This window comes from Mycobacterium sp. NGS45 (genome assembly GCF_059812645.1).
In genome coordinates this window covers 1-23,358 of record NZ_JCALDB010000003.1, presented here as the reverse complement: position 1 = coordinate 23,358, position 23,358 = coordinate 1, and the positions used below count along the sequence as shown (strand labels likewise).

Annotated in this window: 22 protein-coding genes and 1 pseudogene; 16 read left to right on the top strand and 7 right to left on the bottom strand. The window is 66.8% G+C overall.

Translation table 11 applies throughout. The features are described from left to right. The first annotated feature begins 8 nt into the window (after window positions 1–8). Window positions 9–374 (top strand): hypothetical protein, encoded by a 366-nt coding sequence (locus AC5Y3P_RS03885; RefSeq protein WP_500044596.1) that lies wholly within the window; start codon window positions 9–11, stop codon window positions 372–374. Next, window positions 367–990 carry a Dabb family protein gene (locus tag AC5Y3P_RS03880; RefSeq protein WP_500044595.1) on the top strand — a complete coding sequence of 208 codons (624 nt, stop codon included), beginning with the start codon at window positions 367–369 and terminating at the stop codon, window positions 988–990. The genes AC5Y3P_RS03885 and AC5Y3P_RS03880 overlap by 8 nt, the downstream gene beginning before the upstream one ends. 105 nt (window positions 991–1,095) lie before the next feature. On the opposite strand, the gene AC5Y3P_RS03875 is transcribed toward AC5Y3P_RS03880, so the two are convergent. After that, window positions 1,096–1,983, bottom strand: a complete 888-nt coding sequence (locus AC5Y3P_RS03875) for an SDR family NAD(P)-dependent oxidoreductase (RefSeq protein WP_500044594.1) — start codon at window positions 1,981–1,983, stop codon at window positions 1,096–1,098. Then, on the bottom strand, window positions 1,980–3,902 hold the full coding sequence (locus AC5Y3P_RS03870; protein ID WP_500044593.1) for a flavin-containing monooxygenase: 1,923 nt from the start codon (window positions 3,900–3,902) through the stop codon (window positions 1,980–1,982). The genes AC5Y3P_RS03875 and AC5Y3P_RS03870 overlap by 4 nt, the downstream gene beginning before the upstream one ends. A gap of 117 nt (window positions 3,903–4,019) precedes the next feature. Here AC5Y3P_RS03870 and AC5Y3P_RS03865 point away from each other — a divergent pair, with 117 nt between their 5' ends. The 10 genes from AC5Y3P_RS03865 (at window position 4,020) to AC5Y3P_RS03820 (ending at window position 15,003) form a co-directional block, all read left to right on the top strand. After that, complete coding sequence (locus tag AC5Y3P_RS03865) at window positions 4,020–5,585, top strand: acyl-CoA synthetase (RefSeq protein WP_500044592.1); 1,566 nt, start codon at window positions 4,020–4,022, stop codon at window positions 5,583–5,585. A gap of 190 nt (window positions 5,586–5,775) precedes the next feature. Further along, window positions 5,776–6,891, top strand: a complete 1,116-nt coding sequence (locus tag AC5Y3P_RS03860; RefSeq protein ID WP_500044591.1) for a zinc-binding dehydrogenase — start codon at window positions 5,776–5,778, stop codon at window positions 6,889–6,891. 16 nt (window positions 6,892–6,907) lie between these two features. After that, on the top strand, window positions 6,908–8,332 hold the full coding sequence (locus tag AC5Y3P_RS03855) for an aldehyde dehydrogenase family protein (protein WP_500044590.1): 1,425 nt from the start codon (window positions 6,908–6,910) through the stop codon (window positions 8,330–8,332). Further along, window positions 8,329–9,114, top strand: a complete 786-nt coding sequence (locus AC5Y3P_RS03850) for a crotonase/enoyl-CoA hydratase family protein (RefSeq protein WP_500044589.1) — start codon at window positions 8,329–8,331, stop codon at window positions 9,112–9,114. The genes AC5Y3P_RS03855 and AC5Y3P_RS03850 overlap by 4 nt, the downstream gene beginning before the upstream one ends. After that, window positions 9,114–10,265 carry an acyl-CoA dehydrogenase family protein gene (locus AC5Y3P_RS03845; RefSeq protein ID WP_500044588.1) on the top strand — a complete coding sequence of 384 codons (1,152 nt, stop codon included), beginning with the start codon at window positions 9,114–9,116 and terminating at the stop codon, window positions 10,263–10,265. Before AC5Y3P_RS03850 ends, AC5Y3P_RS03845 begins: the two co-directional genes overlap by 1 nt. An 11-nt stretch (window positions 10,266–10,276) precedes the next feature. Beyond that, complete coding sequence (locus AC5Y3P_RS03840) at window positions 10,277–11,302, top strand: acyl-CoA dehydrogenase family protein (protein WP_500044587.1); 1,026 nt, start codon at window positions 10,277–10,279, stop codon at window positions 11,300–11,302. Window positions 11,303–11,417: 115 nt separating this feature from the next. Next, window positions 11,418–11,924, top strand: a complete 507-nt coding sequence (locus AC5Y3P_RS03835; RefSeq protein ID WP_500044586.1) for a nuclear transport factor 2 family protein — start codon at window positions 11,418–11,420, stop codon at window positions 11,922–11,924. A 6-nt stretch (window positions 11,925–11,930) separates the two neighbouring features. Further along, window positions 11,931–12,809 carry an SDR family NAD(P)-dependent oxidoreductase gene (locus AC5Y3P_RS03830; RefSeq protein ID WP_500044585.1) on the top strand — a complete coding sequence of 293 codons (879 nt, stop codon included), beginning with the start codon at window positions 11,931–11,933 and terminating at the stop codon, window positions 12,807–12,809. A gap of 10 nt (window positions 12,810–12,819) precedes the next feature. Next, the gene (locus AC5Y3P_RS03825; RefSeq protein WP_500044584.1) at window positions 12,820–13,776 is read left to right on the top strand and encodes an alpha/beta hydrolase; all 957 of its coding nucleotides are present in this window, start codon (window positions 12,820–12,822) and stop codon (window positions 13,774–13,776) included. 171 nt (window positions 13,777–13,947) lie between these two features. Further along, the gene (locus AC5Y3P_RS03820; RefSeq protein WP_500044786.1) at window positions 13,948–15,003 is read left to right on the top strand and encodes a hypothetical protein; all 1,056 of its coding nucleotides are present in this window, start codon (window positions 13,948–13,950) and stop codon (window positions 15,001–15,003) included. A 165-nt stretch (window positions 15,004–15,168) separates the two neighbouring features. Here the strand turns inward: AC5Y3P_RS03820 and AC5Y3P_RS03815 are convergent, their stop codons facing one another. Together AC5Y3P_RS03815 and AC5Y3P_RS03810 are read right to left on the bottom strand one after the other, a co-directional pair. Continuing rightward, window positions 15,169–15,447 carry a hypothetical protein gene (locus tag AC5Y3P_RS03815; RefSeq protein ID WP_500044583.1) on the bottom strand — a complete coding sequence of 93 codons (279 nt, stop codon included), beginning with the start codon at window positions 15,445–15,447 and terminating at the stop codon, window positions 15,169–15,171. Continuing rightward, window positions 15,444–16,601, bottom strand: a complete 1,158-nt coding sequence (locus AC5Y3P_RS03810) for a 3-ketosteroid-9-alpha-monooxygenase, oxygenase component (protein WP_500044582.1) — start codon at window positions 16,599–16,601, stop codon at window positions 15,444–15,446. The genes AC5Y3P_RS03815 and AC5Y3P_RS03810 overlap by 4 nt, the downstream gene beginning before the upstream one ends. Before the next feature lie 135 nt (window positions 16,602–16,736). Between AC5Y3P_RS03810 and AC5Y3P_RS03805 the strand changes: the two genes are divergently transcribed. Further along, window positions 16,737–18,416, top strand: coding sequence for a 3-ketosteroid-delta-1-dehydrogenase (locus AC5Y3P_RS03805; protein WP_500044581.1), 1,680 nt, complete (start codon window positions 16,737–16,739; stop codon window positions 18,414–18,416). A 36-nt stretch (window positions 18,417–18,452) separates the two neighbouring features. On the opposite strand, the gene AC5Y3P_RS03800 is transcribed toward AC5Y3P_RS03805, so the two are convergent. Further along, window positions 18,453–19,115, bottom strand: a complete 663-nt coding sequence (locus AC5Y3P_RS03800; protein ID WP_500044580.1) for a PadR family transcriptional regulator — start codon at window positions 19,113–19,115, stop codon at window positions 18,453–18,455. Between the two features lie 138 nt (window positions 19,116–19,253). Here AC5Y3P_RS03800 and AC5Y3P_RS03795 point away from each other — a divergent pair, with 138 nt between their 5' ends. After that, the gene (locus tag AC5Y3P_RS03795) at window positions 19,254–20,798 is read left to right on the top strand and encodes an FAD-binding protein (RefSeq protein ID WP_500044579.1); all 1,545 of its coding nucleotides are present in this window, start codon (window positions 19,254–19,256) and stop codon (window positions 20,796–20,798) included. Beyond that, window positions 20,795–21,448 carry a PaaI family thioesterase gene (locus tag AC5Y3P_RS03790; protein ID WP_500044578.1) on the top strand — a complete coding sequence of 218 codons (654 nt, stop codon included), beginning with the start codon at window positions 20,795–20,797 and terminating at the stop codon, window positions 21,446–21,448. Before AC5Y3P_RS03795 ends, AC5Y3P_RS03790 begins: the two co-directional genes overlap by 4 nt. Here the strand turns inward: AC5Y3P_RS03790 and AC5Y3P_RS03785 are convergent. Continuing rightward, a complete protein-coding gene (locus tag AC5Y3P_RS03785; protein WP_500044577.1) occupies window positions 21,417–21,920 on the bottom strand; it encodes an Rv1363c family protein in 504 nt (167 codons plus the stop codon). The two genes, AC5Y3P_RS03790 and AC5Y3P_RS03785, sit on opposite strands and share 32 nt — an antisense overlap. A gap of 212 nt (window positions 21,921–22,132) precedes the next feature. Between AC5Y3P_RS03785 and AC5Y3P_RS03780 the strand changes: the two genes are divergently transcribed. Beyond that, a complete protein-coding gene (locus tag AC5Y3P_RS03780) occupies window positions 22,133–22,645 on the top strand; it encodes an Rv2253/PknI dimerization domain-containing protein (RefSeq protein ID WP_500044576.1) in 513 nt (170 codons plus the stop codon). A 124-nt stretch (window positions 22,646–22,769) separates the two neighbouring features. Here AC5Y3P_RS03780 and AC5Y3P_RS03775 read toward each other — a convergent pair. Beyond that, window positions 22,770–23,358, bottom strand: a pseudogene (locus tag AC5Y3P_RS03775) (hypothetical protein); the annotation flags it as partial.

The following is a 23,358-nucleotide window of genomic DNA, read 5'->3' as shown; positions in this document are numbered from 1 at the left end:
TGGCCGGTATGGCAGACGGAGCGGTGTTCGTCGTCGATCGGGTGCTGGCCAAGCCCGGGCAGGCCCGACGGTTCGTCGACCGTTACCTCGCCGAGTACGCACCCGGCGCCCGGGGCCGCGGGATGACGTTATGCAGTGTGTTGGTCAGCCCGCCGATCTGGTTCGAGGACCAGTCCAACACCGTCACTGTCACCTGGTCGCTGCCCAGTCCCTCGGCGTGGTGGCAGATGACCTGGAAGGGACGGCCGGATCCTACGCTGGGACGATGGTGGTCCGACATCGACGAGTTACTGCTCGAACGCACCCGATCGGTGGGCGCTGCGGCCGACGATGTCGACGCGCTGTGTGAGTCACCCGGGCCGCTCGATGTTTAGCGTCACCCGCCTGCTCGACGTCGGCGTCGAGGATCGCGAACGGGTCATCACCTCCATCCGGGCCGCGGCCGCCGGTAGCGCCGCCCGCCGATGGGTCGTCGCAGCCACCGACCCGGGTTCCCGCAACGGCGGGGATGTGCTGGTCCACCTCCGCTTCGCCGATCAGCGCGACTGGTCGGCTGCGCAGCCCGACCTGCATGTGGCGCTGCATGATCCGGCGATCACCCGGATCAACGGGGCGACCTACTCCGGTGCACCGACCCGTGGCGGTCCGACCGGGACGATCTACCGAACCTTGTTGCTGCGCGTGCAACCGGATACCCCACCGGAGCAACTCGCCCGGTTCGAAGCGGAGTTGGCGTCCATGCCCCGCTACGTGCGCAGCATCGTCGCCTGGCAACTGAGCCGAGTGCTCGAACCGATTGGCGACACGGCCTGGACGCATGTCTTCGAGCAGGAGTTCACCGACGTCGACGGGCTGATGGGTCCCTACCTGACGCACCCGATCCACTGGGCAGTGGTGGACCGGTGGTTCGATCCGGAGACCACCGACGTCATCATCCGCGACCGGGTCGCACACAGCTTCTGTGAATGCGAGCGGACCGTGCTGGACTGAAATCCCTACCAGCCCAGCCATCATCGCTCTGCCATCTCTCACCCGCTCTGCGGGCCCGCAGAGCGAGTAGGAGACGGAAGAGCGGTCAAGCAGGCGCCGGGGCAGTCACAGTCCGGCGGGCAGGATGTTCGGATTCGCCGTGGCCGGCGGTTGCAGCGGTGGCAACTGGGTGCGCCCATCCAAGCTGTACACCGGAAGTTGTTGTGACCATGGGTAATGCAAGCTGAAGGCCACCAGCCCGGTGCGCTCCGCGGCCGGCCTGTGACACATCGCCAGCACCGTCTCGGCGAGATACTCCACCGGCTCGGTGGGAAAGGTTTCCGGGATCAAACTGGCAGCCCCGGGTGTACGTACTGCACTCGACGGGCCCACGGCGTTCACCGCGATGTTGGCATCGAGCAGTTCTGCTGCGACGCCCTGGGTGAGGCGGTGCAAGGCGGCTTTGATCGAGGCATAGATGACGTCGCCGGAGGTTTTGTTGTACTCGCGGTACGGCCGCACCGGCGCCAGCCCGGTCACCGACCCGATGTTGACGATCCAGCCCGCACCCTGACCGCGCATGTGCGGGACAGCTTTCTGGGTCAGCACGAACGGTGCTCGGAGATAGTGTTCGACGGTGCGGTCGAAGGTCTGCTGAGGCATATCCTCGATGACCGAATAGTCCGCGTAGCCGGCGTTGTTCACCAGGATGTCGATTCGGCCGGTGCGCTCGACCACCTGATCGACCAGCGCCGCACGTTGCTTCCCATCCTCGAGGTCGGCCGCGATCCCGAAGGCCTCGCCGCCGGCTGCCTCGATCAACGCGATGGTCTCGCCGATCGTGCCCGGCAGCGCCGTCGTCTGGCCGGCACGCTCGGACGGTGACGGTTCGTAAGATCGTGCGGTCACTGCGACCGTGGCCCCGGCTGCGGCCAGCCGCTGCGCGATCGCCCGGCCGATGCCGCGACTACTACCGGTGACCAGCGCGGTCTTGCCGCTCAACAGGGCGCTCATGCCAGCACCAGGTCAGTTTCGATCGGGACGCGGTGGCTCTGCCAGACGTCGATCAGCTTGAACGGGAACGCCGTGACGATGCGGCCGCCGCCCGAGCGGTAGTACGTGTGCGCGGTCGGGGTGTGACACCACACGGTCTCGGCCATCGCCTCATCGATTCGCCGGACGTATCCCTCGAACGCTTCCGGGGTGACCTCGATGGTGGCGGCCCCGCGCTGGGCCATCAGCTGCAGGCATTCCATCACGAAGTGCACCATCACCTCGACACCGAAGTTGTGCCCCGCCCCGTGGCCGGGACTGTAGTTGGGCGCCGACGAGATGAACATGTTCGGGAAACCGGGCACCATGCCGCCGCGGTAGGCGCTGGGGCTGTCGCCCCACACCTCGCTGAGCCGCAACCCATTTCGGCCGCGGATGTCCACTGTGGACAGGAAATCCAGGTGGTATCCGGTGGCATAGATGATGACATCGAGCTCGATCTGCCGGCCGTCCTGGGTCACGATGCCGTGCTCGTTGACCCGAGCCGGCTCGCTGGCCTCGACGTCGACGTGCGGCTTGGCCAGGGCCGCGTAGTAGCCGCCTGGGTCACGAATGATCCGCTTGCCATAGGGCGCGAAGTCCGGGGTGACCTTGCGGGCCAGTTCCGATCCCGCACCGAACACGTCGTCGATGTAGGTCAGACACATCTGCAGCAGCACGTCGTTGGCCGGTGAGATGGACAGGTGCTCGGCGGCCCACTCCGGGTCCCGCACGATCACCGGATGGTTGTTGTCCGCGGTTCCCCAGAACGACTTCAGCCGGTTCCAGTTCGCGTAGAACGGCACATGCTTGTTCAGCCAGCGCCGGTGCTCGGGCACGTCGTCGCTGGCGCGTTTGCGTGGCGCCACCCAATGAGGTTGGCGCTGAAAGACCGTGAGGTGGTCGACCTCGTCGACGCAGGCGTCCACGATCTGCACCGCCGTGCAGCCGGCGCCGATGATCGCCACCTTCTTACCGCGCAGATCCAGCTGCGGATCCCACTGCGCGGAGTGGATGCTCACCCCGGCGAAGGTGTCCCGGCCGGCCAATTCGGGCCAGCGCGGGCGATTCAGGTAGCCCGCAGCCGGCAGCACCACGTTGGCGTAGCTGACGTCGGTGCTGCCGTCGGCGGCGACAGTGTGGACCTGCCAGTGCTCGCGTTGCTCATCCCAGCGCAGCGCCTGCACTTCGGTGCCGAACCGGATCTGCTCCCGCAGCCCGTTCTGGTCCGCGACCCGTTGCAGATACTTCTGGTATTCGTCACCCTGCGGGTAGTAGCTCGACCATTCAGCGTTGATGTCCCGGGACAGGGAGTAGTACGCCGACGGTGTGTCCACGCCGATACCCGGATAGACCGTGGTGTACCAGGTACCGCCCACTTCGTCGTTGCGGTCGATGATTTCGTAATCGATACCCTCCGCCGCGCACTCCAGCGCCGCCGCCAGACCGGCGATGCCGGCGCCCACGATCACCACCTTGAACCCGTCCGGCAACTTCGCGTCGCGGGCCAGCACCGGCTGCGACGGGTGAAAGCCGCCCTGTTCCAGCAGCAGACCGACATACTCGGGGCCGACGTCCGTACCCAACGCCAGCGGAGCGATACGGCCGAACAGTGCGGCGTCGTCGAACGGCAGCGCGCCTTCGGGCCGCGGTGCGTCCAGGGCCTGCGCGACTGCTTCGACCAAGACTTCGAGGGTTTCCGGATCGGTGACGCCGGCCTGTTCTGGCGGGTCCGGCAGATGTGAGATGTGAGGGCCGAACCGCTGCGGCACGTCCGGGTCACCGGTCAATTGCGCCAGCACCGCCACCAGCACACCGGCGTCGGCTTGGCGCAGGCGGGCGCGCAGTTCGTCCGGGTCCACTCCGGCCTGGCCGGCGGCCACCGTCGCGTCGGTCGTCATCGAACCTCCTTGGTCGCCCGCCGAGTATGGGTCGGCAGGCCCCGGCGCGAGCCGCCCTTGCCTACTGAGCGGGACGCAGGTTGGCCGACGCCCGATCAGCGGACCTAGGGTGCGAGCATGGAGGACCTCGAAGCCCTGCTCGCCACGACGCGCAGTCACGCACTCGGTGACATTCCCCGGCGCTCGGCACGCAAGTACCCGGACAAGACCGCGATCATCGACGGCGATCTGAGGTTGACGTTCGCCGAGTTCGAGCATCTGGTCGACCGCGCCGCAGCAGCCCTGCACGACAACGGTTTCCGGGTCGGCGACCGGGTGGCGTTGCTGGCCCACAACTGCTGGCAGTACGCCGTTCTCGCGTTCGCCACCGCACGCGCCGGTGTGGTGCTGGTGCCGATCAACTTCATGCTGACCGCCGAGGAGATCTCGTTCATCCTGGGCCACAGCCAGGTCAGCGGCTTCCTGGTCGAGGCAGACCTGGTGCCCACCGCCGAGGCCGCGATGCAGCTGGCCGGGGTGGTGCGGACCACGGCCGCCTTGGTGCCGGCCGATCAGACGCCGCCCGCCGGCTGGGACGATTTCGGTCAGTGGCTGCAGACCACCTCACCGGCGCCGTCCCCCACGGTGGCCGACGATCAGCTGATCCGGCTGATGTACACCAGCGGCACCGAGTCACACCCCAAGGGTGCGATGCACTCGTCGCGCAGCTTGATGGGCAACTACGTGAGCACCATCATCGCCGGTTCGATGCAGAGCACCGACATCGAGATCCACTCGTTGCCGCTCTACCACTGCGCCCAACTCGACAACTTCCTGATCACCGACGTCTATCTCGGGGCGACCAGCATCATCGTGCCCCGACCCGACCCCGAGTTGGTACTGAAGGCGATCGAAGAACACTCGGCCACCAACTATTTCGCACCGCCCACCGTGTGGATCTCGCTCCTGCGCTCACCCGCTTTCGACCAAGTCGACCTGTCCAGCCTGCGCAAGGGGTACTACGGGGCATCCGCCATGCCCACCGAGATCCTGGCCGAGTTGCGTGAACGCCTGCCCAACCTGCGGCTGTGGAATTTCTACGGCCAAACCGAGATGGCGCCGCTGGCCTCCGCTCTGGGGCCCGCCGAGCAGGACACGCACGCCGGAGCGGCGGGACGACCGGTGGTGAACGTCGAAACCGCGATCCTCGACGACGACGGAGCCGAACTGGCCACCGGTGTGGTCGGTGAGATCGCACACCGCAGCCCACATCTGATGCTCGGCTACCTCGACGACCAGGCCAAGACGGCTGAGGCGTTTCGGGGTGGCTGGTTCCACTCCGGCGACCTCGGTTACTACGACGAGCACGGCCTGCTGCACGTGGTGGACCGCAAGAAGGACATGATCAAGACCGGCGGCGAGAACGTCGCCAGCCGCGAAGTCGAAGAAGTCATCTACCGCCATCCCGGTGTCGAGGAGGTCGCGGTGTTCGCACTCCCGCACCCGGTGTGGGTGGAGGCGGTGTCGGCCGCGGTGGTGACCCGGTCCGGCAGCCAACTGACCGAGTCGGAACTGCTGGAGCACTGCCGCACCCAGCTGGCCGGCTTCAAGACGCCCAAGCAGATCTTCTTCGTCGAAGCGTTGCCCAAGAATCCCAGCGGCAAGCTGCTCAAACGACTGTTGCGCGACCAGTTCACCCCGTGATTTCGGTGCGTCTGGGGGCGCTGAGCGCCCCCTAGCGCACCGAAATCGCCTGCCCGGGTTGCCCGCTGGGCGGGAAGTGCCCGACCCAAGTGCACCATGCCGACGTTAGCGTGCCCGCAGTCACCCGCGGCGCGCGCCGACGACTTGACCGCCCGACGCCGAACCGCCCATCAACGAAGGGATCTCCACAGTGAGCCATCCGCCGTTCCAGGGCCGGATCGCCCGATTCGACGAGCCGGGTAAACCGTTCGTGATCGAAACCGTCACCCTGGGTGACATCGGCCCGGGCGAAATCCTGGTCAAGGTCAGCCGAGCGAACATCTGCGGCTCAGACGTGCACGCCTGGCATGGCACCTTCGCCACCCGCGGCCTCGGTGGACAACTGCCCACCGTGTTGGGCCACGAGATGGTCGGCGTGGTGGCCGCGCTGGGCGCAGGGGTGTCCGCCGATTCCGACGGCCGGGCGTTGAGCGCCGGGACCCGGGTGGTCTTCCCGTACTTCTTCTGCTGCCACACCTGCCGAAACTGCCTGGCCGGCCGCCGCAACGCCTGCCTGAACCTTTCCATGGCGATGCTGGGACGAGCCGACGAGACCCCGTACTTCGTCGGCGGCTACGCCGACTACTTCGTGCTGCCGGCCGGCGCCGTGGTCTACACCGTCCCCGACACCGTGTCCGACGAGATCGCGGCCGGAGCCAATTGCGCGCTGTCCCAGGTGATGTACGGATTGGAACGGGTTGACCAGCAACTGGGCGAGTACGTCGTGGTCCAGGGTGCCGGCGCGCTGGGGCTCTACGCCATCGCGGTGGCCAAAGCTCGCGGAGCGGCGAAAGTCATTGCCATCGACGGTATTACGGAGCGTATGGAGCTGGCCACCGCGTTCGGCGCCGACGCCGTCATCGACATCACCACCACCACCGAACGGGATCGGGTCAAACTGGTCCGCTCGCTCACCGACGGGCACGGCGCGGACGTGGTGGTCGAGGTGGTCGGACATCCGGCGGCGATCGACGAAGGACTCAAGCTGCTCGGCCAGTTCGGCCGCTACGTCGAGATCGGCAACATCAACATCGGCAAGACCTTCGAATTCGATCCGTCCCGGTTCGTCTTCGCCAACAAGATGATGGTCGGGGTATCGCTCTACGACCCAGCGGTGCTGTCCCGCGCACTGGCGTTCCTGGAGCAGCACCAGCACAAATTGCCGCTGGATCGCCTTGCCGCAGCCACGTATTCGCTCGACGAGATCAATGAGGCCTTCGCGGCCGCCGAGGACAAGCGCGACGTCCGCGCCGCCATCGTGCCCTGAGATTCGGAGTCACCCTGTGAGCAACCATGACTACACCCGCACCCAGTTGTACCTCGACGGTCAGTGGACCACCCCGTCGAGCACCGAGGTCATCGAGGTGATCAACCCGGCCACCGAACAGGTCATCGGCGCCGTCCCGCGCGGCACCGAAGCCGACGTCGACGCCGCGGTGGCGGCCGCTCGCCGGGCCTTCGACCCGCTGATCAGCGTCGAGGAACGGCGCCTGCGCCTCGATGCGGTGATCACCGCGATGGAGAAGCGTCTGCCCGACATCGCCGAAACCATCACCAGCGAAATGGGCGCACCGATCCGGATCGCGCAGTCGGTGCAAACGCAGGTGCCGCTGGCGGTGGCGCGCGGGTTCGCCGATGCGCTGGCCGGTTTCGAGTTCGAAGAACGGATCGGCAACTCGCTGGTGCTGCGCGAACCCTACGGCGTGGTCGCGGCGATCACCCCGTGGAACTACCCGCTGTACCAGGTGGTCGCCAAGGTGCTACCGGCCATCGCCGCCGGTTGCACGGTGGTGCTCAAACCGAGCAACGAGGCGCCGCTGTCGGTGTTCGAGTTCGTCGAAGCCGTTGCGGACGCCGGACTGCCACCCGGCGTGGTCAACCTGGTGTCTGGACCCGGCTCGGTGATCGGCGAACGCATGTCGGCGCACCCCGACGTCGACTTCGTCTCCTTCACCGGTTCCACCGGGGTCGGCAGCCGGGTCGGCGAACTGGCCGGCAACACGATCAAAAAGGTCGCCCTCGAGCTCGGCGGGAAGTCGGCCAACGTGATCCTCGACGGCGCCGATCTGGGGACCGCGGTCAAGACCGGTGTCGGCAACGCGTTCCTCAACGGCGGTCAAACCTGCATGGCCTGGACCCGCATGCTAGTCCCGCACAGCCGCTACGCCGAAGCACTGGACCTGATCGAGTCCGCGGTGGCCAGGTACACCGTCGGCGACCCCTGGGATCCGGCCACCCGGATCGGCCCGTCGGCCTCGGCCAGTCAATACCACAGCGTGCGCGGATTCATCGAACGAGCGCAGCGCGACGGCGCCCGGCTGCTGACCGGTGGCGCCGAAAAGATCACCGACGTCGGATATTTCGTCGCGCCGACGGTGTTCACCGACGTCGACCCGGCCTCTGAGTTGGGGCAGGAGGAAGTGTTCGGTCCGGTGCTGGCGGTGATCCCGTTCCGCGACACCGACGAAGCGCTGGAGTTCGCCAACGGCACCCGCTACGGATTGTCCGGGGCGGTATGGGCCGCCGACGACGACACCGCGGTCGAGTTCGCACGGCAGGTGCAAGCCGGCCAGTTGGACATCAACGGCGGCAAGTACAACCCGGCGGCACCGTTCGGCGGGTACAAGAAGTCGGGTTTCGGCCGCGAGCTCGGACGCTTCGGATTCGAGGAGTACCTACAGGTCAAGTCAATGCAGATGCCGGCATGAGCGCGCCCGTCACACCCTTGGGCGTCAGCACCGAGGACGCCATCCAGACCTGGACCATCGACCTGCCGCACGCCGGAAACGCGATCAGCGGAACGGAATTCATCCACGCCTTCGAGCAGGCGGTCGATGCGGCCAATGCCGATCTCGCTGTTCGCGCGGTGATCCTGACCGGCACCGGCAAGATCTTCTCGGCCGGCGGCAACGTCAAGGAAATGGCCGACCGCCGAGGCATGTTTGGGTTGGACTCGATGGCTCAACGTTTCGCCTACGTGGACGGAATCCAGCGCATCCCCCGGGCCTTGGCGCGGCTGGAGGTGCCGATCATTGCTGCGGTCAACGGCCCGGCGATTGGCGCCGGGTGCGACCTGGCCGCGATGTGTGATCTCCGGGTGGCATCCGAGCTGGCCTCGTTCGCCGAGAGTTTCGTGCAGATCGGGATCGTGCCTGGCGACGGCGGCACCTGGTTTTTGCAGCGCGCCATCGGGTACGAACGCGCGGCCGAGATGACCCTGACCGGGGACCGCATCGACGCCGCCACGGCCCTCGAATGGGGTTTGGTCAGTCGGGTGGTTCCGCACCAGGAGTTGCTCAGCGCGGCCGGCGAATTGGCCGCCCGGATCGCCAAAAACCCCGCGCACACGCTGCGGATGGCCAAACGCCTGCTGCAGGAATCGCGTACCGGTGGGCTGGAATCCACGCTGGGCATGGCCGCAGCCATGCAACCGCTGGCGCACCGCGACCCCGAACACGAACGGCGCATCGCTCGATGGCGGAGCACCTGATGGCCCTACCCCGACTGGTTCCGCCGGCCAGCCCGGAACCGCCCGGCACGGCCGCATTGCGCGCCGAAGTCCGTGATTTCCTTGCCGCGCAACTGGCTGCCGGGACCTTCACTCCGTCTGTGGACGCCTGGCTGTGCGGCTGGGACCAGGCTTTCACCAAGGCGCTGGCCACGCGCGGCTGGCTCGGTATGACGGTGCCGAAGGAGTACGGCGGGCACGGCCGCACATTTCAGGAGCGGTTCGTGGTCACCGAGGAACTGCTGGCCGCCGGCGCGCCGGTAGCAGCCCATTGGATCGCTGACCGGCAGATCGTTCCCTCGCTGCTCAAGTACGGGACCGAGGCGCAGAAGCAGGAATTCTTGCCCAAAATCACCGCGGGCGACTGTTTCTTCGGAATCGGGATGAGTGAACCGGATGCCGGCTCGGATCTGGCCGGCGTGCGTACCCGGGCCGAGCAGACCGACGGGGGTTGGCGGATCCGCGGAACCAAAGTGTGGACCTCCGGCGCTCACCGCGCGCATGCCTTCATCGTGCTGGCCAGGACCTCCCCGTTGGACCCAGCACATCGTCATGCCGGTTTGAGTCAGTTCCTCGTGCGGTTCGACGCCCCGGGCGTCGAAGTGCGGCCAATCATTTCGATGAACGGTGGGCACCACTTCAACGAAGTGATCCTCGACGACACGTTCGTGCCCGACGACATGGTGTTCGGTGCGATCGGCGACGGTTGGCGTCAGGTCACCTCCGAACTCGGTTTCGAGCGCAGCGGACCGGAACGGCTGCTGTCCACCTTCGTGCTGTTGTCGGAATCCGCCGAAGCCATGGCCGATAATCAGCTTCCGCACGATGTCGTACTCGGCCGCTTGGTCGCCAGAGTGGCTGGCCTACACCAGATGTCGACCGCGGTCGCCGGCGCCTTGCAGCGACACGAGTCGGCCGATGTCCCGGCCGCAGTCGTCAAAGTACTCGGCACCAGCACCGAGGGCGACATCGCCGACTTCGCCGACCGGCACATCGGTGATGACCCCGTGGTGACGGATCGGTTCCGGGAACTCGTTGCGGCAGCGGTGGACCAACGCCCGGGTTTCACGCTGCGCGGTGGCACCAACGAGGTGCTGCGCGGCGTGATCGCACGCGGATTGGGATTGCGATGACGGCCTGCAACGTGTCCAGTCCTGTGGCCGTCGACCGGGACTTGGTCGCCATGTTCGATTCGGTGTTCGGCAGCTATCGCAAGGCCCGGGCCGGCACCGCACCGGTCGCCCGGGATCCCGAGTTGTGGTCCGCCCTCGGCGAGTTGGGCCTGGTGCGGCTGACCGGTGCCGAACACGCCGGCGGCAGCGGCGCCGGGTGGCCCGAAGCGGCCGAGTTGGCCGCCGCGGCAGTGCGCCACGGGGTGCGGACGCCGTTGGCCGAACACGACCTCTTGGCGTGTTGGTTGTTGGAAGCTGCAGGCGCCCCGGTCGACCCGGCGGTACGCACGGTATGTCTGCTCGACGAAGCCGGCACCGCCGCGGCGGTGCCGTGGGCCGACAGCGCCGACCGCATCGTTGTGGTGTGGGACGACGGCGACGGCATCCGGTTCGCCGACGTGCTCCGCCCGGAACTGCGAATAGTCCCCGGCGCCAATCTGATCGGGGAACCCCGGGACACCGTCATCGCCGATGTCTCGACGCTGGCCGGCCGTCCGCTGGGCGGCGGTCTGCTGGTACAACTGCACCGCAAGGCCGCCCTGCTACGGGCGATCCAGGTCTGCGCGGCGCTGGACACCATCTTGGACCTGACCGTGCAGCACACCACGACCCGATTGCAGTTCGGCCGTGCGTTGTCGAAGTTCCAGGCGATCCAGCACCTGATCGCCGACGTTGCCGCCGAAGCCGCGCTGGCCCGGGCCACCACCGAGACCGCCGTGGCGGCCGCCACCAGCAGTGGGTGGACGGCACCCAACTTGGACTTCTTGATCGCGGTGGCACGGTCATGCGCTGGGCACGCGACGTCGGTCACGGTCCGAAACGCCCATCAGGCGGTGGGCGCAATCGGGACGACGCTCGAACACCGACTCGGCGAACACACCCGCGCAGCTCTGGCCTGGCGTTCCGAGTACGGTTCGGTGCACCATTGGGACGCTCAGGTCACCCACGCGGCGGCGACCGCCGGCGCCGCCGGGCTGTGGCCGCTGATCACCGGTTGAGGTCTGCGGCGTTGTTCCACTGACCGGTCAACGCCGGTACCGCCGAAGCTCGGGCACCGGTTGACTCAGTTGAACCTTCGTCCGGATTTACCTGATCGAGACCGGGAGACATTTCGTGAGCACCGAGGCCACCATCGCGTTGACCGAACTGCAGAACTTCATCGGCGAGTTTTGGTACCACTACGACCAGGCCCACTACGACGACCTCGCAGCGGCTTTCGCGCCCGACGCGGTCTATCTGAGCCGCAGCGAGTTCGGCGACTGCCCGTTCGAGGAGGCGTTGACCGCCGACTTGTCCGGCAAGGACGAGATCATGCCGTGGCTCACCGAGCACCGCCAGGCCAGCCCTTATCCGCTGCGGCATCACACCACCAATCTGCATGTCACCGGCAGCGACGGGGACGTCACCACTGCGCGGTTCTACATCTTCGTCAACCAGATCACGAACTTCGTACCCTTCGCGGTGTCCAGCGGGGTGGCCGAGGTCGGTGTGCGGCGGTCGACCGGCAGCCCCAGCGGTTTCGAATTCACCAAGCTGGCGGTGATCCTGGACGCCAAGAACTCCGAACCGCTGTCCGGCGAAGGTCTGCCCGGGGCCGAGAACGCCCCGGCGAACGCCTAGCCGCACATGTCAGGCGCGCGTGAGGTTTTCGGTGGCGGCGTTGCGGTCATCACCGGCGCCGGCGCCGGCATCGGCGCCGGGCTGGCTCGGCATGCTCACCAGCTGGGGATGTCGTTGGTTCTCGCCGACGTGGACGCGGCCGCCATCGCGGCGCTGCGCGAGGAGTTGGTAGCCGACGGCGGCAACGCCGTCGACGTAGTCTGCGACGTGCGTGATCCCGACGCGGTAGCCGAGCTGGCCGAGCGTACCTATCGGGACGTCGGCCCCGTTCGCTTACTGGTGAACAACGCGGGCGTCGAGCAGTTCGGCTATCTGTGGGACACCCCGGTACCCAACTGGAATCGTGTGCTGGACATCAACGTCAGCGGGGTGTTTCACGGTGTCCGGGCGTTCCTGCCCAAGATGCTGGCCGAACCGGCCCAGTCCTGGGTGTGGAACCTGTCATCGATCGGCGGTGTGGCGACGGTTCCGCTGCAGGCGCCCTACATCATCAGCAAGCACGCGGTCCTGGCGCTCACCGAATGTCTGCGCCTCGAAGTGCAATTGGCCGGCCACGACCATCACGTTCACGTTCAAGCGGTGCTCCCCGGGGCGGTCAAATCCAACATCTTCGAAGCCGCCGGCGGAGTCGAAACCGGCTCGGACGGCGCCGATGTCGACGCAGCCGAATCTCAACGCCAAGCGATGTTCGACGTCAAGGCCCGGGCGATGGACCCGATGCAGGCCGCCGAGGTGGTGTTCGACCAGGCAGCCCGTGGCGATTTCTATCTGCTGACCCAACCCGACACGGTCCGCTCGGCGATGGCCGATCGGGCGCAGGTGCTGAGCACCCTGGTGCCACCGCAGCTGCGCACCGAGTCACGCTTCGATACCGCCAAGCCGTGAGCAGGGCTTGATGACTGGGCCACATCACGCGAGGCTCGACCCGGACGCCGCGGCCCGGGTAGCGGCTTTCGGCACCCCGATCCCGATGCGGCAGCGTGGGCTGCAACAGGTACGCGAGACCCTGGAAGCCGCTCCCCTGCCCGACGACATGCCATCAATGGCCGACATCTCCGACACGGAAGTGCCCGGACCGGGCGGTCCCATCCCGCTTCGCATCTACCGTCCCGACGGCACTGGCGCACCGGCGCCGGTGATCGTGCATCTGCACGGCGGGGGTTTGGTGATGGGCACCAATCGGTCCTTCGAACCGCTGGCTCGCGCGCTGGCGGCAGCCAGTGGCGCCGTGGTCGTCGGCGTCGGGTACCGACTGGCACCCGAGCACCCCCCGCCGGCCCAGTTCGAGGACGCCTGGGCGGTGACGAATTGGGTTGCCGCCAATGCGGATCAGAACGGCTGGGACGCCGGCAAGATCGTGGTGGCCGGTGACAGCGCAGGCGGTGCGACAGCTGCTGCCGTGGCACTGTTCGCGCGCGACCAAGGCGGTCCGTCGCTGTTCGCCCAGGTCCTGATGTACCCGGGACTTGACCGCGACATGGCGGCCAAGTCCGTACTCGAGCTGGCTGATGCGCCGATGCTGCTGCATGACGACATCGTCTACATGCATGAACTCGCCGATCGCGGCGCCGGCACGGCGCACGACATCCGGCGGGTGCCCGCGTACGCCGACGACCTGAGCGGCTTACCGCAGGCCATCGTGGCGACCGCCGAACTGGACCCCATCCACGACTGGGGCGAACGCTATGCCGCCCGGTTGCGCGACGCAGGGGTGCAGACCACACTCACCCGCTATCCCGGCATCTACCACGGCTTCCTGATGCGCTCCGAAGCCACGGCCCGTGGACGGCTGGCGATGGCCGAGATCGGGGCACTGCTGCGGGCCAAATTCGCCCACCCATTGCCGTTCTGACACTTGCCGTTCCAGGCCGGCCGAGCAAACCTATCTGGATCAACTTCCCGATGGCTGGACACCTCCGCTCCCCGCCCCGGTTCGGACACCCAAAATCGAAGACATCAAGGCGTGCAGCCGCGCCGGCACACAACGAAGGAGTCCCTCGTGACGCTCACCGACCAGCGCAGGATGGAGCTTTCCGACATCCTCCGTCCCGTCTCACCACCGCGCGAGATCACCGACGTCTACACCGATGACCAACGGGACCGCCTGCTGGACGTGGTACGCAAGCATGGGCCGTGGACGCTGATCATCGCCCAGCACTTCGCCTCCCCCGAGGAACTGATGGCCACCATGAGCGGCGCATTCCCGGAGGGCTTCACACCGTCGCTCGACCTGTTCTTGACACCGACCTTCCGCGGGCATCTGGCCAACCACGGCACCGTGCTCTACCCGGAGCTGCACGACTGCTTCTACAACGAGCGGTTCCTGGCCGAGGCGAAGTCCTATTGGGGTGCGCAGTACGCCAAACCGCAGATGATGTTGTTCAACATCAACGGCCCGTGCTGCAACCGCGATCCCGGCCATCTGGATTCACCCAGCTTCCGCGGTGTTCGGTATGAGAACGCGCCGACCTGGCTGGTCAGCGTGATGGGCAAGTCGGGGTTGTTCGCCGATTACCTGATCAAGATGGCGCAGGTGATCACCTGGTTCTCGCTCGATCAGAGCAGTGGATTCACCTACTGGCCGGACGGCCCGCTCAAGGCGCCCAAGCGGGTGCTGCCGCCGGTCTACAACCGCGGTGTGGTGGTGCAGAACGAGATGTTAGTGCATCGCGGCGAGGCGAATGGGCCGCTGGAACAACAGGTTCCGGCTGGGCTGTCGTTCGACACCGTGTTCGCCGGCGATCCGGGCTCCAATGACCACTGGGTGCTGCGCAACGGCGACGACGTCATCGCCCGTCATCACACCGACGAACTTCGGTTCCTGGTGCACTGGTCGGCTGAAGTCTTCTCCGACTACGACGAGCTGAAGAAGAACATGGATCATTCCGACGATCTGACCATCGACAAGGCGATCGACATGATGGTCGACGATCTGGCCAAGAGGGGCGTCAAACTCGACATCCCGAGCGCACCTCTGCATGATCCGGAGTTCATCGGCGCGCTCAATGCCGCCTATGACCTGGGTGGTCCGGCGAGCTATCCGGAGGAAGCTCCGCTGAGCGCGTTCCAACTCGCCTGACCAACGTCCGATCAAACGCTGAGACCCGCCGTGAAACCTGTTTTCGCGGCGGGTCTTCGTCTCAGCGAACGGATTTGATCTGTTTGGCGATCAGGCGCGTGGTGCGCCGGGGCGCGACCAGTGCCAAAGCGCCTCTCGTGGCTTCCCTTTGGCAGTCAGACTCGGCTACGCCTGGTCGAGGACTCGCAAGGTCCCCTGACGCACTGCCACTTCGATGGATTCGCGCAGTTGCGGACACAGCCCGAAGAACTGCTCTGTCACGACGGCCCGCCCGTCGGCATCAGCCGATCGCAGACGCCGGCAACGCTGCCTCGCCGCGGCGTCCCACTGCACGCTGGTCTGCTCCCAACTGCTCTTGCGGGCCAGCACCGTAGCCCCGCAGGAACCGCAGGTCACCGGCAGCATCGGTGCATCACTGAGCCGATTGTCGGGCCGCACCGTCATTTGTTCACGCCGACCAGCCTCGGTAGCCGGCCCGCTGCAAGATTCTCCTCGACCTCTTTCAGCCAGGCTTCGCGAGGCCGGGTGGTGTCGATCTCGAACTCGAACCGATCGACCATGTCAGGTGTCACGTCGGCGACGTCGACGTAGAACTGCTCGTACCAGCGGCGCACCTGGTAGACCGGTCCGTCCTCTTCACACAGCAACGGATTGTCGATGCGCGCCTTGCGCTTCCAGATGGCCACGTCCTGCTCGAAGCCCATCTTGACGAAGTCGCCGAGCGCGACCGCCATCTGGATGGCCAGGTCCTCGGGCACCGCCTCCGACTTCTCCACCGTGATGCCGTACTGCAGCACAAAGGAATTCGCATCGATCGGATAGTGGCAGTTCAACAGCACGGTGCGCTGGTCGCCATGCGGATAGTGGTAGGTCAAATCGTCGATCATGAACGACGGCCCGTAATACGAGGCCACCGAGGTGGTCCCGAGGATCTCGGCGCCCTCCCCGGAGCCCAGGTCCGGCCGGGCTTCGCTCCGGTAGAACTGGGTTGCAACGTGGCCTTCGAAGACATTCTTGAAACCGGTCGGCAGTCCACCGTGAATGTAGAAGAAGTGCGCCATGTCGACGATGTTGTCGATGATCTCGCGACAGTTGGTGTGCACCACCGTGGTGTACCAATGCCAGTCGGTCCACTTGTCGGTACCGACACCCTCGATGGCCGGGATGGTTACGTCGGCCGGTGGCGCCTTCTTCTCCGGGTCGTGCCAGACGAACAGCATGCCGTCCTGCTCCAAGGTGGGCCAGGTGGCCGTGCGGGCCAGCTTGGGCACCCGGCGGCTGTACGGGATCTTCTTGCAACGGCCATCGCCGCCCCAGCGCCAGTCGTGGAACGGGCAGGCGATCTCATTGCCCTTGACCTCGCCGTCGGACAGGTCGCCGCCCATGTGCCGGCAGTAGGAGTCGAGCACGTTGATCTTGCCGTCCTCGGTGCGGAAGACCACCAACTTGCCGCCGAACGCGTTGATCGCGTGCGGTTTTCCGTCGCCGAGATCACGGGTCAGGCCCAGACAGTGCCAACCTCGCGCAAATCGGGTCGGTGCGGCCTGAGCCTCGATCTGACGAACCTCGTCGACGTCGCCGGGCTGCAACGATGTCATTTCGGTCATCCTCGCTGTTCGATGTGTTGCACGGGCAGACTCGTTGTAACACCGCAAGAGTCACCGATCGGCGTGGTGTTCCACTGACCGGGCCGCACTGCTGAATCGCAGCGCGATCCCGCTGAGAATCGTCTGGTGACCGATCTGCAGAACATCACCGTCGATCTCCTCGTCATTGGTTCCGGCACCGGAATGGCCGCGGCCCTGGCCGCTCACGAGTTGGGACTGTCGACCTTGATCGTGGAGAAGACCTCCTACGTCGGCGGATCGACCGCTCGCTCCGGTGGCGCCTTCTGGATGCCGGCCAATCCGATCCTGGCCGAAGCAGAAGCCGGCGATACGTCGGAGGCCGGACGCACTTACCTCGATGCCGTCGTCGGCGACAGCGCCCCGCATGATCGGGCACACGCCTTTCTCGACTACGGTGCAGCCACGATCGGCATGCTGCGCCGCACCACCCCGATGAAATTCTTCTGGGCCAAGGACTATTCGGACTACCACCCGGAATTGCCGGGCGGCAGCGCATTGGGGCGCACCTGCGAATGCCGGCCGTTCAACACCGCTCGCCTGGGCCCGGAGTTGGCCCGGCTGCGGCCCGGTGTGATGAAGTCCTCCTTCCCGATGCCGGTGACCGGCGCCGACTACCGCTGGCTCAACCTGATGGCCCGCACGCCGCGCAAGGCTGTACCGCGCATCCTGCTCCGCGCCTTCCAGGGCATCGGCGGGCTGGCGCTGCGGCGCCGCTACGCCGCCGGCGGACAGGCCTTGGCCGCTGGGATGTTCACCGGGGTGCTACGCGCCGGCATCCCGGTCTGGACCGACGCGCCGATGACCGATCTGGTCGTCGAGGACGGCCGGGTGACCGGCGCCGTGGTGGACCGCGACGGAACCGCGGTCACCGTGACCGCGCGCCGCGGCGTGGTGCTGGCAGCCGGCGGTTTCGACCACCTGATGCGGTGGCGCCACAAGTTCCAGTCCGAACGGCTCGGCGAGCACGCGAGTTTGGGCTCGGAGGGCAATACCGGCGACGCCATCCGTGTGGCCCAGGACAGCTGTGGCGCCGACACCGCCCTGATGGAGCAGGCGTGGTGGTTCCCTGCGTTCGCCCCACTGCCCGGCGGAGAGCCGACGGTAATGCTGGCCGAACGTTCCCTTCCCGGCTGCCTGCTGGTCGATCAGTCCGGGCGACGCTTCGTCAACGAGGCCATCGACTACATGTCGTTCGGCCAGCAGCTGCTCGAACGGGAGCGGGCCGGCCAACCGGTCGAGGAAATGTGGATGCTCTTCGATCAGCAGTACCGCAACAACTATCTCCTGGCCGCCGAACTGTTTCCGCGGATGCCGATTCCGCAGGCCTGGTACGACGCCGGCATCGCGCACCGCGCCGACGATCTCGGCACGCTGGCGCGCGCCATCGACGTCGACCCGGCGACTCTCCTGGCCACGTTGGACCGTTTCAACGCACTGGCGCACACCGGAGTGGACACCGACTTCGGTCGCGGGGACAGCGCTTATGACCGCTATTACGGCGACCCCACCGTGACCCCGAATCCCAACCTGCGAGCGCTCGGCCCCGGACCGTTCTACGCGGTCAAGGTCGTGCTCAGCGACCTTGGGACGTGCGGAGGATTACGCGCCGACACCCGCGGCCGGGTGCTGCGCGAGGACGGCTCGGTGATCGACGGGCTGTATGCGATCGGCAACACCGCCGCCAACACGTTCGGGGCAAGCTATCCGGGTGCGGGCGCCACGATTGGCCAGGGTTTGGTGTTCGGGTACATCGCCGCACACCATGCGGCCGGGCGACTCGACTGAGCTGACCCCTCCGACATCGACCTGACCGACAAACCGTCAGTCCTGGTCGTCCTCGGCGGCGATGCGCTGACGCTCGATTTCATACCAGTACTCGCGGACCGGGAACTTCTGGCCGCCCTGCGCGAACGCCTCATCGACCTCGTCGAGGTCCTTGATCATTTGCAGCGCGAGTTCACGTTCGGCGGCGTAATACTGCTCGGACCAGCGCAGCGCGAGCCGGGCATAGGACCAGGCGGGTTCCGCACCGGCCGCGCGCGCCTCGCTTGCCGCGGTCTGATGCATCTGCTCGGCGTAGTCGGCGTGCTCGGTGAGCACTTCACGCAGCCGACCGGGCTTCAACAAATGACCGAGCATGACCCGCAGCAACGGATTGTGTTTGAGGGTGGGAGGTTCCACCGTGTCTTCGTTGACCCAGCGGGTGACGGCCGCCAGGCCCGTCTTGGTGATCTTGTACATCCGGCGGTTCCGGACGCCGCTGTCGACCCGCGAACTGACCAGGCTCTGTTGTTCCAGCCGCTTGAGTTCGGAGTAGATCTGGCTGTATGCGGGGCTGGAGTAGAAGAACCGAACCGTCCAGTTGAACCATTTCTTGATGTCGTACCCGGAAAGCTCATCCTCACCGGAAAGCATCCCCAGCAACGCCCAACCGGTGGGCGATACGCTCACTGATTCAGGTGCCCCGTCGGCCGCTTCCGTCACCGGCCAAGGCTAGCAACCGAGGCACGCGGCCGCGGCGCCCCGCTACCGCTGACCGGGAAGTCGCATTGCCTGAAGAACTCGCGGACGCGACAGTTACCACGACATCCGCATGCCGGTGCATCGAGGAAGGGCGGGCCCATGGCCGATTTCGACGTGGACGTCGACGTGCTCGTCGTCGGATCCGGCGGTGGCATCGCCGGTGCGTACACGGCAGCACGTGAAGGTCTTTCTGTGCTGCTGGTCGAGGCCACCGACCTGTTCGGCGGCACCACCGCATTCTCCGGCGGCGGCGGAATGTGGTATCCGTGCAATCCGGTCCTGCAGCGCGCCGGCGCCGACGACACCATCGAGGACGCGCTGACCTATTTTCACGCCGTGGTCGGCGACCGAACGCCCCGCGACCTGCAGGAAACCTACGTGCGCGGGGGCGCCGCGCTGATCGAATACCTGGAGGCCGACCCCGCCTTCGAGTTCATGGTGCTGCCCTGGCCGGACTACTACGGCAAAGCCCCTGCAGCGCGCACTGACGGTTATCGGCACACCGTCCCGGTGCCGGTGGCGGATCGTGAACTCGGCCAGTACGCCGGGTCGGTGCGCGGACCGCTGGACACCGAACGCCTCGGTGCTCCGGCCCCTGAGCTGCTGATCGGCGGGCGCGCCTTGATCGGCCGCTTCCTCGCCGCCCTGGACAAGCTGCCGAACGTCTGCTGTTGGCGCAACGCCCCACTGACCGAGCTGATCCTCGAGGACGGTGTGGTGATCGGGGCCGTCGTTGAGCAGGATGGCGCACCGGTGCGGGTACAGGCCCGGCGCGGGGTGCTGCTGGCGGCCGGCGGTTTCGAACAGAACGCCGCGATGCGGGAACAGTACGGTGTGCCCGGTGCTGCCAACGACACCATGGGCGGGCCCGGCAGCACCGGAGCGGCCCATCGGGCGGCCATCGCGGTGGGCGCCGACACCGACCTGATGGATCAGGCCTGGTGGTCCCCCGGCATGACGCATCCAGACGGACGGTCGGCGTTCGCGTTGTGGTTCACCGGCGGCATCTTCGTCAACCAGGACGGGCGGCGCTTCGTGAACGAGTCGGCGCCCTACGACCGGATCGGCCGCGAGGTCTTGCGTCAATTGGAGTGTGGTGAAACGACATTGCCGTTCTGGATGATCTACGACAGCCGGGCCGGCGAAGTTCCGCCGGTGGGTGCCACCAACGTCTCGATGGTCGAGCCGGAGCAATACCGCGCCGCTGGCCTTTGGCGCACCGCGGAGACGATCGAGGACCTCGCCGACGCCATCGGTGTCCCGCGACAGAATCTGAGCGCCAGCATCGAGCGGTTCAACAAGTTGGCGGCGGCCGGAATCGACGAGGACTTCGGGCGAGGCGACGAGGCCTACGATCGCGTATTCACCAACGGTGAGTCTCCCCTGGTGCCGATCGACACGCCGCCGTATCACGCAGCCGCGTTCGGTCTTTCGGATCTGGGCACCAAGGGCGGGTTGCGCACCGACGTGTGCGGTCGGGTGCTGACCGCCGACGGCACCATACTGCCCGGGCTATACGCAGCCGGCAACACCATGGCGGCGGTCAGCGGAACCACCTACCCCGGCGGCGGCAACCCGATCGGTGCGTCGATGTTGTTCAGCCATCTCGCGGCCCTCGACATGGCCGGGCAGGTGCAGCCGTGAATCAGCACCTCACCCCGGAGCACGCGCAACGCTGTGAGCAGGCTTTCCGGCCGTTGACCGAGTCGCTACGCCAGCTCATCGACGTCACCATCCGCAGCGAGGCCGACGAGCACGATGTGCGGCGCGCGCACGTGTTGATCGAGCAGGCCACCGCTTTGTTGAGCACCCCGGATCTCCCCCACTCCGGAGTACGGACCACCACCGACGGTCGGCAACTGCATTGGGGCAACGTGGCATTCGGTGTGCGCAACGCCATCGCGCCGCCGCTGCGAATCGAGCGCGACGACAGCGGTCGGGCTACGGCCGATCTCGTCCTCGGCGCCGGCTACGAGGGGCCGGTCGGTCAGGTGCACGGCGGGGTATGCGCGTTGGTGCTCGACCACGTACTCAGCGCCACCGCACACCGGCCCGGCGACCCGGCCTTCACCGGTACTTTGACCCTCCGCTACGTGGCGCCCACTCCCCTGGGACGGGTGCGGGCCGAAGCCTGGATCGAGAACGAAGAGCCCGGAAAGACCTTTGCCACCGGCCATCTCCTGGATGCCGAAGGCCTAGTCACGGTGCGCGCCGACGGGGTGTTCATTCGTCCGAAGAAGGGCTGGTCGGACCAGGGCGCCATCACGGCACAAACTCCACCTTCGACATCTTGATCTGGTCGCCTTCGCGCTGCAGGTCGACGGCAAGACGCCAGTACCGCGGTGCCTCCGCGCGGCCTTGTGCGTCGGTGATCGTGGTGGCAGCCGCGACCAGGACGACTGCACTGTCCGATGTCATCGACTCCACGGCTGCAACGTCCGCGGTGGCAGTCGTCGTCACCTGCGCATCTCGGGCTACCTGGATGAAGTCGTCGGTGGCGCTGAGGAAATCGTCGAGGAACGCTCCGGTGGCATTCTCGGTAATCCGCTGCACACTGCCCTGTGGGTCGTTGACGTCGACTGAGAGCAGGGTGACCACCACTTGGCGGGCTGCGGCTGCGAATTCGGCCCGGTTGTGTTCCTCGGCGTCGATGACTTGCTGCGCGCGGACCATCGATGCGCCCGCGATCAGTAACGCGCCCAGGCACAGCAGCGCAGCAATCGCAGCGAGTGCGGTCCGGCGACGCAGCACCTTGAAGCTACCCATGCCGCACACGCTTTCCCTCGGGCCGGTCAGACCGGACCGGCGTCGGTACGGTAAGCGGCAGCGCTGAGCTACGGCCGCGACGTTCCCATCCAGCGGGCGCCTGCACGGCGCTGGACGTCCGCTGAGTGGACATCTCGGCGCAGCACCAGCTCGCGTCGCGGTTTACTTTCCCCGCCCCACGGTTTTGCGCCGAACCAGTCGAGGAGCAGGTAATGCTGCGTGTCCCTGTACCCATCACCATGATCAGCGCCGCAGCCGCCGTGGCCCTGAGCGGCGCTGCCGTCGCTCACGCCGACGGCACCGACTGGGGAATCAACGGGACCTACACCGCCACTTCCAATGGCGAGTGGGCCCGCAACACCGAAGTCTTTCGCGACGAAGCCAGCTTGCGCAGCACCTGGACGGTCAGCACCGAATGCAGCTACCCAGGCGAGTGCACCGGGACTGTGCACAGCGATTGGGGCTGGACCGCACCGATCTACCAGCGCAGCGGTGTGTGGTACGTCAAGCACACCATCGACGGATGGGTGCCGTGCCCGGACGGCAGCACCGCTCCGGGATTGCAGACCTTCCGGTTCAAGGCCATGACCCCCGACGGCGCCAACGCCGACCCGACATCGACCACCTTGGTCGGCGAGGACATCACGACCGGACCCAGCGGCGCGTGCGGGGTCAACAAGCCGGTGTACATCAACATGCCGTTCAAACTGGTCAAGGTCAGCTGAGCGCGGTTGACGCCGAAGCGCGCTGCGGCCGTCCTGTTTGTCCAGTGTCCGTCTCCAGCGCCCTCTGCTTGACGCTATCTCGACGGTTCACCCTCTGCTGCAACACCTTTGACGGGGAAATCCCCTAGATGATGCGCATGAGTTCGTCTAGGTGGTCGCGGTCGGGGTCGGTGGCGGCGAGTTCGTCGATGTCGCAGTTGTAGAACGTGTCGGTGGTTGGGTCGTAGTCCTCGGGGTGCTCGACGTCGTCTTGGTCGTCGTGTTGGGCGTAGAGGGCGTCGATCTCGGCGGCGGTGAGTTCGTCGTCGTCGTGGTCGTGGTCGTCGTGGTCGTGGTCGTCGTAGACCGGTTTCGGTTGCGCGTTGGGGTGGTCTTGGGCGCTGGGGTGGTCGGCGAGCAGCCACGGGTCCGGCTCGGGCGCCTCGTCGGCGGGCGGCTCGGCGGCGGGCTCGGTGGCCGCCGAGTCCGGCCCGGGCGCCTCGGTGTCGGCTGGCTCGGTGGCGGCTGGGGCCGTGGCCGGTGGTGCGCCAGGTGGCGTCGGGGCCTGGCCGGTCACAACCGGATCCGCCGCGGGTGGGTCGGCGCCCAGGGGCGGGTCGGTCCCGGGTGGGTCGGCGGCAGTCGGGTCCACGGGTGGTGCTGGTTCCGGTGCTGGATCCGGTGGGTTCGGTGGTGTGAGGAAGTCTTCGGGGTGGTGATAGGGGTTGGTGCGC